Source organism: Roseobacter sp. OBYS 0001, assembly GCF_019654895.1.
GTDB lineage: Bacteria > Pseudomonadota > Alphaproteobacteria > Rhodobacterales > Rhodobacteraceae > Roseobacter > Roseobacter litoralis.
Genome location: NZ_BPES01000019.1, coordinates 61,778 through 72,072 on the forward strand (window position 1 = coordinate 61,778; position 10,295 = coordinate 72,072).

Annotated in this window: 7 protein-coding genes; 6 read left to right on the plus strand and 1 reads right to left on the minus strand. The window is 53.4% G+C overall.

Translation table 11 applies throughout. The features are described from left to right. The first annotated feature begins 60 nt into the window (after positions 1–60). From K5Q35_RS21730 to K5Q35_RS21745, 4 genes are all read left to right on the plus strand, one after another. Positions 61–438, plus strand: coding sequence for a hypothetical protein (locus K5Q35_RS21730; protein WP_013963436.1), 378 nt, complete (start codon positions 61–63; stop codon positions 436–438). After that, positions 435–1,496, plus strand: coding sequence for a Rieske 2Fe-2S domain-containing protein (locus K5Q35_RS21735; protein ID WP_220801338.1), 1,062 nt, complete (start codon positions 435–437; stop codon positions 1,494–1,496). The genes K5Q35_RS21730 and K5Q35_RS21735 overlap by 4 nt, the downstream gene beginning before the upstream one ends. Further along, positions 1,496–2,257 (plus strand): hypothetical protein, encoded by a 762-nt coding sequence (locus tag K5Q35_RS21740; RefSeq protein ID WP_220801339.1) that lies wholly within the window; start codon positions 1,496–1,498, stop codon positions 2,255–2,257. The genes K5Q35_RS21735 and K5Q35_RS21740 overlap by 1 nt, the downstream gene beginning before the upstream one ends. A 724-nt stretch (positions 2,258–2,981) precedes the next feature. Continuing rightward, positions 2,982–5,978 (plus strand): calcium-binding protein, encoded by a 2,997-nt coding sequence (locus tag K5Q35_RS21745; protein ID WP_220801340.1) that lies wholly within the window; start codon positions 2,982–2,984, stop codon positions 5,976–5,978. Between the two features lie 209 nt (positions 5,979–6,187). Here the strand turns inward: K5Q35_RS21745 and K5Q35_RS21750 are convergent, their stop codons facing one another. Then, positions 6,188–6,415, minus strand: coding sequence for a hypothetical protein (locus tag K5Q35_RS21750; RefSeq protein WP_013963441.1), 228 nt, complete (start codon positions 6,413–6,415; stop codon positions 6,188–6,190). Between the two features lie 51 nt (positions 6,416–6,466). Between K5Q35_RS21750 and K5Q35_RS21755 the strand changes: the two genes are divergently transcribed. Continuing rightward, a complete protein-coding gene (locus K5Q35_RS21755) occupies positions 6,467–7,423 on the plus strand; it encodes a LysR family transcriptional regulator (protein WP_259650632.1) in 957 nt (318 codons plus the stop codon). Between the two features lie 198 nt (positions 7,424–7,621). Then, a complete protein-coding gene (locus K5Q35_RS21760; protein ID WP_220801341.1) occupies positions 7,622–10,036 on the plus strand; it encodes a methyl-accepting chemotaxis protein in 2,415 nt (804 codons plus the stop codon). Positions 10,037–10,295: the final 259 nt, after the last annotated feature.

Consider the following 10,295-nt stretch of genomic DNA (forward strand, 5'->3'; position numbering starts at 1 on the left):
AGAAAGCAAATACTGTGACGCATCGGCCCAAGTCATATCAACATCCTCGCCAAAACGCTTATGACTGAGGCTGCGTTCATTCTGGACATACTGCGTGGTTGGGGTATCGTCGGCTCGCTTGTTGCTGCGGTCTTTCTGACCATCGGGATGGACCGGATAGATGCTGACGCGCGCGGGGCTTATGTCTTTCGCCCACTTTTAATACCCGGCATCCTCGTCATCTGGCCGTTGGTTTTGTGGCGCTGGTATCTCTATGAAACCGGTGCTGAGCGATGGGAGAGCAGATATGATCCCCCGCGCAAAGCACATTTTACAGTCGGCTGGGTCATGCCAATCGGGATATGCCTGATTATTCTGACAGGGCTTTCAGTGCGCCAGACTTGGCCAATAGGGTTTGAACCGGTTCAGCTTTCAGCACCGTCGGAAACTGCACAATGAGCGTCAAATACATCCCCGTTCAGTGGAACAACAACAAGTACATTTATGATGCGGTCATGCTCGCGGGTGTCGTGCTGTTTCTGTATGTATTTCTTTATGCGGCACCTGCCGCGCTGAACCATGAGCGCGCGGTCAACCCGCAAATTCACAACGCGCGCGCTTTTGGAGCCTGTGCTTTCGTCATGTTGACGGTCATTCTGTGCATTGGCCCACTGGCGCGGCTCAACCCCCGGTTTCTACCGCTGTTGTACAACCGCCGACATTTCGGCGTAATGACGACATTTGTTGCGATCACCCATGCCTCTTATGTGGTCGACTGGTATTTCGCCTTTTCGTCGTCGAACAAATACGAAGCGGTCCTCTTTGCCAATACATCCTACGGGCAGCTTGCTGGCTTTCCCTTTGAGATCTTTGGCGTGTTCGCGCTATTTGTGCTGGTTATTCTCGCTGCGACCAGCCACGACTTCTGGCTCAAGTTCCTCAGCCCCCCGGTGTGGAAGCGGCTGCATTACCTCATTTACCCCGCCTATCTCGCCGTCGTGGCGCATGTCAGCTTAGGTATTTTACAAGATCAGCAAAACCATAGCTTCACGGTGATCTTTATTGCCGGCGCGGGCGCTGTGGGCGCATTACATTTAGCTGCTGCGCTGTCCGAGCGGCGACAAGACAAGGCCCAAGAAACGCGGCAAACGGACTGGGTGGATGTGTGCACAACGTCCCAGATGACCGACGGCTTTGCAAAAATCAAACTGCTCGCAAACGGGGAGCGCGTGGCGGTTTATCTGACGGACGGAAAGCTCAGCGCGATTTCCAATGCCTGCGCACATCAAAACGGCCCCCTGGGCGAGGGTCGTGTCATCGATTGCCTCGTGACCTGTCCGTGGCATGGATTTCAATATGATGTCACCTCAGGACGCTCTCCTGCGCCTTTCACCGAAACTGTCCCGACATATAATCTGCGGCTCGACGGAGCGCGGGTTTTGGTCGACCCTAAGGCGAACCCACCCGGCACCTATGTTGAACCCATTGCGGTCCCCAACCCCATGAAAGGACTTTGATGGACAACAAGGACGCCCCGTTTTTCGTCGGCTACCTGCCAACCCCAAAGGGATTACGCGCCCTTTTGCTGAGCATATGCGTGCTGTTCATTTCGGGGTTGGCAGGTTTGGGTTTTGCGCTTGGCACCGCACAGGATGACCCCGGCCCGGGTGCATTTCGGTTCGACTATGGCCGTCAGACTGTGACGGGCGTTATGGAAATGACACCCTATCCTCTGCTGCGTGTCACGCAAGGCAATGACAGGATTCTGCCCGGCGACACGTTGATGCTTTCGGCAGGCGGAAAAACCGGCGTGCAGGGTCGCGCGGCCCCACTGGAAGGTCAACTCGTTCAGGTGTCCGGCGTCATTCTCGAACGCGGGGATCTCAACATGATGCAGGTCCGCGGGGGGCGCCAAGGCATATCAGCCGTTGAAGGCGAACCACCGTCGCAAAGCGTCGAACCTCTTGGACGATGGAAACTGGCGGGCGAAATCTGCGATGGCAAATGTCTTGCTGGTGCGATGCGCCCCGGCATCGGGCTTGCCCATAAGGCCTGCGCCAACCTGTGCCTGTTGGGCGGGGTGCCGCCGGTATTCGTGTCTTCTCAGCCGGTGGATGGAGAAGAATTCCTGTTGATCACTGGGCCAGACGGCACAGAACTGCCGCAAGAAGCGTATGATTACATTGCCCGATACGTATCCCTCGAAGGCGAAATTGAACGGCGCGGCGACTTGCTTGTTCTGATGCTGGATCCTGAAACACTGACGGTTCTGAAGTAATGCGTCGCTGGGTTTCATTGACAGTGATCGCGTTGATTACTCTGATCTTCTTTTATCTGTCTCGCTTTTGGTACCTGAACCTGTGGCCGCGCCAAGGTCTTTTGGGCATAGAGGAATTGCGCCCACAGGGCGGATTGCTCGCCCGGTGGCTGCGGGGTACAGATGCCGCACCGTATGAGTTGCTCATCTGGGCCACCGCCTTTTTCGCCGTGTTGAGCATAGCGCAAAAGATCTATGATAGAATCCCGCCTCGGGAAGGCGAGTGAAGCACGTTCAGATCGGATCGTTTGCGCCCGCATTCACCGTCTCGGATATCGCCATTTCTCTGATCTTGAGACTTCGAATCCACGTCGGTTGCGATCACAGTTTACCCCACGCGCTTCCCTGAAAATGGAAACGGTCCACTGGTTTGTTGTTGCTCTCGGCGCTCCCAAAGACGGAACGCTCTGCATAAATCGAAGCAACCACAACCAATAGAGATGCGCATTTTCCAATTGCTGCAGCTTAGCTCTGCAAGGGTGAGATGATAACGTAAAGCACTGTGAAATATATATTATCACACATCACAGGTTGCAGCGGAAGTTCATACTCTGTCATATTTTGACAGACACAGTCCTTGGATGAATGAGCCAGTTCTTGCTTAACACAAAGCGATTGTTGACCGACTCGGAACAATGCGCTCACATTATTGTCATTTAGTATTAGTTAAAAAAGGATTAAAATTATGGCTACGCCCACAGAATGGCTCAATGAATTTCAAGTAAACACCGGCACCGCAGCAACTGGCACTCAGTCGGATCCCCAGATACTCGGATTGAATAACGGACACTTCGTTGTGGCATGGACCGAACAAACCTCGGGTTTGATCGGAACGGACCTTGGCTCTGACATTATCGCCAAGATTTTTGACGCCGAGGGAAATGTCGTCAGAAATTCCTTTCAGTTGAACCAGGCATTCTTCCCTGATGATGAACGAGACTTCGATCTTGTCGCGACGCATGACGGCTTTGCGATGGCATTTCTGGATGACGATATTGCGAACTCAAACCAGACCGACATCAGATACGAACGCTATGATTTTGACGGTGACCTTCTGCTAAGCCGCAGCATTGCAACCGAAAACGTATTGGCCGAATTTCTGCGCAACCCACAGATCGCCTCGAACCTGATTTCAACCAACGATGATGTATTCGTGGCCTATGATGACACGGTTTCTTCCGATGCTGACATCAGTGGCCGGATCATTGATCAGCTTGACGTGATTGGTGCGGAGTTTGCGGCTGGGCAGAATGGGGCTGATCGGAATGCGCTTGGTGATGTTACCGTTCTGAGTAACGGCAATTTTGTCTCGGCGTATGAGGAAACAGATCCGTCGGGCGTTGGGATCGAATTCAAGATCGTGTCAGCGGCTGGTGCGCAAATCGCCAATATAAACGTTACCTCCGGCACCGTCAGCACGGATCCGGCCATTGCGGCGCTTGAAGGCGGCGGCTTTGTCGTCACCTACAACACGGGCAATGATATCTTTTTCAGAACCTACAGCAACACAGGGACCTTCCAGAACAGCGGCACGGTCGCCTCCGGGGCCAACAACCAGAACGAAGCGGTGGTCACCGCCCTGCCGGACGGCGATTTTGTCGTGGCTTGGGATGATGACACCAGCAACAACCTTTTTGCGCGCCGGTTCAATGCGGATGGTTCGTCGGATGGGTTTACCTTCGTGGTGGAGAACGCCAACGTCACAACCATCGACATCAGCACCACAGGCGACGGGCGTATTCTCTTTGCCTGGCAGCAAATTGGCGGCGAAATTCTGGCCTCTGTCTGGGATCCGCGTCCGGCGGTTATTGACCCGGATGATTATGATGGACAGCGTGCGCATGTGCTCGATTCCGATGTAATCACCACCGGTTTGGGCGGTTCGACCGTTCTGGCGGGTGTTGGCTTCAAGACCGTGCTGGGTCAGGGTGGCAATGACATCATCAGCTCGTCAGGTGCCGGTGAGTATTTTGGCGGTGGTGGTAATGACCGGATCACTGCTGGCAACGGCACAAATGAATTGCTCAATGGTGGCGCGGGCATCGATACGCTGATCACCACGACGTTCAACTTCGACTATGAGATCAACATGGTGACCGGCGTCACCAATTTCGTGGGCGAGTCGTTCATCAATTTCGAAAACATCATCATGGGCAACGGCAACGACACAGTTGTCGGAACAAGTGGCTCGAACGGGATCGAAACAGGCGCTGGCAATGACTCCGTTGATGGCGGCGCAGGCAACGATACGATCATCACGGGCAGCGGAAATGACACGGTTCTTGCAAGCTCAGGCAGTGACACGATTTTCCTTGGCGATGGCAACGATACCGCGACGTCTTCGGGGACCGATACGATCTTTGGCGAGGCGGGGGATGACCTGATCTTTGCCGGGCTTGGCTTGCCGGAAACCCTTGATGGGGGCACCGGGGTTGATACGCTGAACACGACTTTGTTCAACGGCTCCTATGTCGTCAATCTTGCGACCGGGCTGACGAATTTCGCGGGCGAGGTCTTTACCAACTTTGAGAATATCATTTCCGGCAGTGGCAATGATGAGTTGCTTGGCACGTCAGGCGCCAATGAGATGGATGGCGGGGCCGGAAATGACCGGATTCTCGGCCTTGGGGGCAATGACGAATTGATCGGTGGCCTTGGCAGCGACATCCTGAACGGCGGTGACGGCAATGACGAGATCGACGGCGGCGATGGCAACGACATCATGTATGGCGGCACTGGCAATGACGACATGGACGGCGGGGCTGGTGACGATCTGCTGATCGGCAATGACGGCAATGATGTCATGCAGGGCGGCCTCGGCAACGACATGTTCCGCGGTGGCACTGGGGTCGATAACATCGATGGCGGCGCGGGCGACGACGAAGCCTTTGGCGGGGACGGCAACGACACCCTGCGCGGCGATGTCGGCAACGATCTGCTGGACGGCAGTGCAGGCAATGACTTCATCGACGGTGAGGAGGGCAATGACATCCTTGTAGGTCAGATCGGCAATGACACGCTGCTCGGCGGTGCCGGGCTGGATGAGTTGCGCGGCGGCGGCGGCGATGACTTCCTGAACGGTGAGGCTGGCAATGACACCATGTTCGGTGGCGCCAATGAGGACACTTTGTTCGGCGGTTCTGGCGACGACATCCTGCAGGGCAACCAGCAGAATGATGATCTGTTTGGTCAGTCAGGCAATGACCGGTTGTTCGGCGGTGATGGCTTTGATTTCCTTGATGGCGGGTCGGGCAATGACCGGCTTGAGGGCGGCAACGGACTTGATGTTCTGGTCGGTGGTCTGGGGGCGGATATTCTGCTGGGCGGCGCGCAGAACGATATCTTCCAGTTCAACAGTGTCGGGGAGTCCAACCTTGGCACGCGGGACACCATCATCGGGATGGACGGCGTTGGCGGCGCGGGGGGCGATCGGATCGATCTGTCCAACATCGACGCGAATTCCCTCATCGGCGGGAACCAGGCGTTTACCTTCCTCGGCTTGCAGACGACCGCGTCGGCACTGTCGTTCGGCGCAGGTGTGTTCTGGCTCGAGAACGCAGGTGGGCCAACTTTGTTGTTCGGGAACATCGACAATGATGCCACGATCGAACTTGCGATCCAGATCAACGACGGCGCGGGCGTCTCGGCTGCGGACTATGTCTTCGGTGATTTCATCGTCTGAACTAACAGCCTGATATAACAAACCACCACGCGCCGCTCAGGAAAGAGCACGCGTGGTGGGCACAAAAGACCATCCATTTTACCGTACTCTGGTAATCGCTGTTTTATCTGGTCCGGCGCGCAGAAGTCTCGCAGTTCTTTCACTCAAATATCGGGTGTGACGCCATGGCGAAGAGACTCCATGTGATCGCAGTCGCCGATCAAACGAACCTAATCATCTCCCGACTTCAAACAAAGTTCAACGCGCAGGCGCGCGACTTTCAGTTCCTTGAAGACATCAACATACCCATTTCGTTCCGAATAACGTTCGAGATCGCGCATCACGTCGAGCACCCAACAAATGTCATTGCCGTCGAGTGATTGGCTGACACGGTTTCTAACAAACCTCTTTTCAGCACCTTCCGGGACGACGGACAGCTCTCCTTTTTTGTTTTTCATTAAGAAAATCCTAGCGCGACGCTTAAAAAATATTCACTATTTGAAAAATGATTGGAAATACAGATTGATCAATTCACAAAAACCCAAAAACTCATGAGAAATTTCGATACTTCATCAATAGACGGCAGGCTGCTGAAAGTTTTCCTGACCGTCTACGAAGAAAAATCCGTGACCAAAGCCGCGTCTACACTGGGCACCAGTCAATCAACGATAAGCCACAGTCTTGAAAAGCTTCGCCAATGCGTCGGCGATCCACTGTTTGTCAAAAGTGGCAGAGGTATCACACCAACAAATGTCGCAACGGCGATCGCCCCAAAAATTTCCTGGATAATCGGCGAACTGGAAGGGCTTGCCCTTCAATCAGAATACAGCCCGCAGAAAGACACGACCACCTTTACAATAGCTACAAACGTCACAGAATTACTGCCGGTTCTGATCCCGGTGAAACGGGTAATCCGACGTGCTGCGCCGAACGTCATGATACGTTTTACCGACCTTGGCGCGCGCACAAACGCCCTGAGCGTATTGGCAAATGGGCTTGCTGATGTCGCGATCACCGCCGCAGTCGGCCCGTACCCGTTGGAGCTGGCCATAGACCATTATTACAAAGACGATTTCGTCTGTTTCTTTGACGCCGCCCGACGCAACGCACCAGATACAATCGAGGCATATAGTGCGGCCCGCCACGCCGTTTTGGACTTTGGCGGCACCACGAAAAGTATCGTCGATGCAACGCTGGAAAATGCAGGACATACGCGACAGATCTTCTTGGCGGCGGCTAACTCCTATGCCCTTGCAAAACTTGCCTTCGGAACGGATCTGGTTGCCACGTTGCCAAAGCGTCTTAGAGCGACGGCGTTCAAAGGGTTTTCCCACGTCACCCCGCCGTTTCCGCTTCCACCTGTGACATATGATCTGGTGTGGCACCGCCGCACCTTGGACAGTTCACGCCACAAATGGCTGAAGAAGGTGATGATGAACGCGATTTCAGATTTTGATGCGAAATAGTCTGATGCGACTTGGGCAAAAGTAACGATCTTACCGTCATCTTTCGCAATACGGTGATTTAGAAACTTGGAACAGCCAAGACGACGGCACAAGCATTGTGGCATCATGATCGCCGCATGGAAAAACTCCCTGAGTAAAGAATTTTGAAACCCTCTCTCAATAATGAGGAATCAAATTCAAGGAAATAGGAAGTCCACTATGTCAATCGTGATGCGTATCTATGTTGGAATGGGGGCAATGATTGCGCTCACTATGTTGGTTGGCAGTTTTGCCATTTTTCAAACAAATGGCTTGGCAAAGACCTTTTATGAGTACCGCGGCATTGCAACGTCCGAAGTCTTGGCGACGCATTTGGAAGAAAACCTGTTTAAAACACGAATATCAGCCTACAGGTTCAGATCCAACAAAAACCCGGAGAACCTGCAAGAGTTGTCAGGGCTTGTTGCGACCATCACAGATCAACAAGCCGAGTTATTCAACCGTCTCGACGGTTTGGCAGCGCAGGAACAAGTCATACCAATCCCTGAAATGCTCGCCGAATACGAAGCATTGATGAGGGATGCTGTCGCACTGCAACAAGAGCGAGATGCAATGGTCGCAAACACAAGCTCCATTGGGAGCAAAGCGCGCCTGCAGTTGTCCGAAGTCATGTCAACTGCACTGGAGGACCGTGACACAGAGGCAAGCTCGCTGGCTGGATTGGCGTCGACCAATGTCATGTTAGCACGCCTCTATCTTGAGCGTTTTCTGGTCGACAATGACCCAGCTGATGCAGAACGTTCAAAGCTGGAAATCGAAAATGCGCGCAAGGGTGTAAGCCGGCTGCTATTTTCGCTCCAGAATCCGGAGCGCAGAGAACTGGCAAAACAAACTCTTACCGATCTGGATCAATTCGAAGCAGCCACTGCGAACGTCAGTGAAATCATTCAGACGCGCAACACCAAATACGCGCGGATGGACGAGATTGGACCAGAGGTTCTGGGAAAGATGGAAACGGTGGTTAACGATTTGTCGGACCGCCAGAAAGTACTGGGTAAAGAAGGTGCCGCTCGAGCAGACAGCGCAATTCTAATTGTGATGGCCATTGTGGCTGTCGGTACAGTTATTGGCGCTCTGCTGGCATTCTTTACAGCGCGTATCATTTCCAGCCGCCTGACCAAGATCACCGAAGGTATGGGCGAACTTGCCGATGGTAATCTGGACGTCGATATTGAACGCAGCACAGAAAAACACGAGATAGGCAAGATGACCAATGCCATGGTTGTCTTTCTCGAAAACGCCCGCAAAGCGCGCGACCTCGACATCGAAGTCAAAGAAAAAGAGCGTCTTGAGCGTGAACGTGAGGCGGCTGAACAGGCGCGTGAAGCAGAACTGGAAGCTGAACGTCGTGCCGCAGAAGAGCGCGAACACAATGCCGAACTGCAACGCATGAAAACGCTTGAGAACTTTCAGAAGGATATGGAACGTGTTCTGGGCGAGGCTGCATCGGGTAACTTCTCCAACCGTATGTCGGACTCACTGGAAGATGCGGGCCTTGTTGCTTTGGCAGGTGTCGTAAACCGGTTGCTTGAGGTGACCGAAACAAACATCGCTGATGTCGTAAAAAGTATTGATGAGTTGGCCAAAGGTAACCTGGGCATCAGGATCGAAGGTAAGCGCGAAGGTGCCTTTTTACAGATGAAGGACGACTTCAATACCGCTTTGACGACGTTGTCGGCAACGATGGCACGCATCATGCAAAGCGGGCAAGCCGTGTCAGCAACATCTACAGAGCTTGAGGATTCAGCCTTGGACATGGCGAAGCGCGCGGAAGACAACGCTGCGGCGGTTGAAGAAACATCGGCCGCGATTGAGGAGATTTCAGCCAGCGTTCGTCAGGTCGTCACCAATGCAAAAGCAGCAAACGAAGCAACGCAAAAAGTACGCGAAAGCGCTGACAAATCGCGCGATATTTCAAACGATACAGAAGCGTCGATCAATGCGATGACCGATGCGTCTGAACAAATCAACAGCGTTGTGAAGGTGATTGAAGATATCGCCTTCCAGATCAACCTTCTCGCACTGAATGCCGGTGTGGAGGCAGCGCGCGCTGGTGAGGCCGGACGTGGTTTCTCGGTCGTGGCATCAGAAGTTCGCGGACTTGCACAACGTTCTCAGGAAGCCGTTCAGGAAATTGGACAAGTGATAGAAAAGAACAATCGCAGCGTCGAAGTTGGCGTCGAAAAAGTCGCGCGATCCAAGCAAGCCCTCGAAGGCATCATCGCCGATGTAGAGGTCGCATCTGACCAAATTTCAGCAATCGCATCTGCTGTGGAAGAACAAGCACTGGGTATCGATGAAGTCAATTCTGCTGTACGATCAATCGACGGCACTACACAGACGAACGCCGCCGCGCTTGAGGAGATGACAGCGTCCAGCGTATCACTAAGCCAAGAAGCTTCTGAGTTGTCGGAAACGCTGGGACAATTTCATGGCATCGATCTTGATGCCGGACGTTCTGCCAAGCCAAAAGTCGTCCAACGCGACGCCGAAGAACCACAACAGATACAACAACCAATGCGCGCAGCTGTAGGCATGAACGCTTCCAGTAAGACTGGTTGGGAGGAATTCTGAACAATGCAAGCACAAAGCTCAGAAAGACCCAACGATTCCAATCCAGCCCAGGATGCAAGCGCAGAACATTCATCAGGTTTGGAGCATTGAAAGTTCTCGAGCGATTCTAAGGGTTTTATGACCATCAGAAGTTACGTGCATGAAATACGAGTATCGACCGTACCTTCACATTTGCAGGTCGCACCGGAATAATTCCTTGGTGCAAATGACCTGCTCCCCTTTGAGTCCGCTAATTTACGTTAGCTCTGTTCGGGTTTTG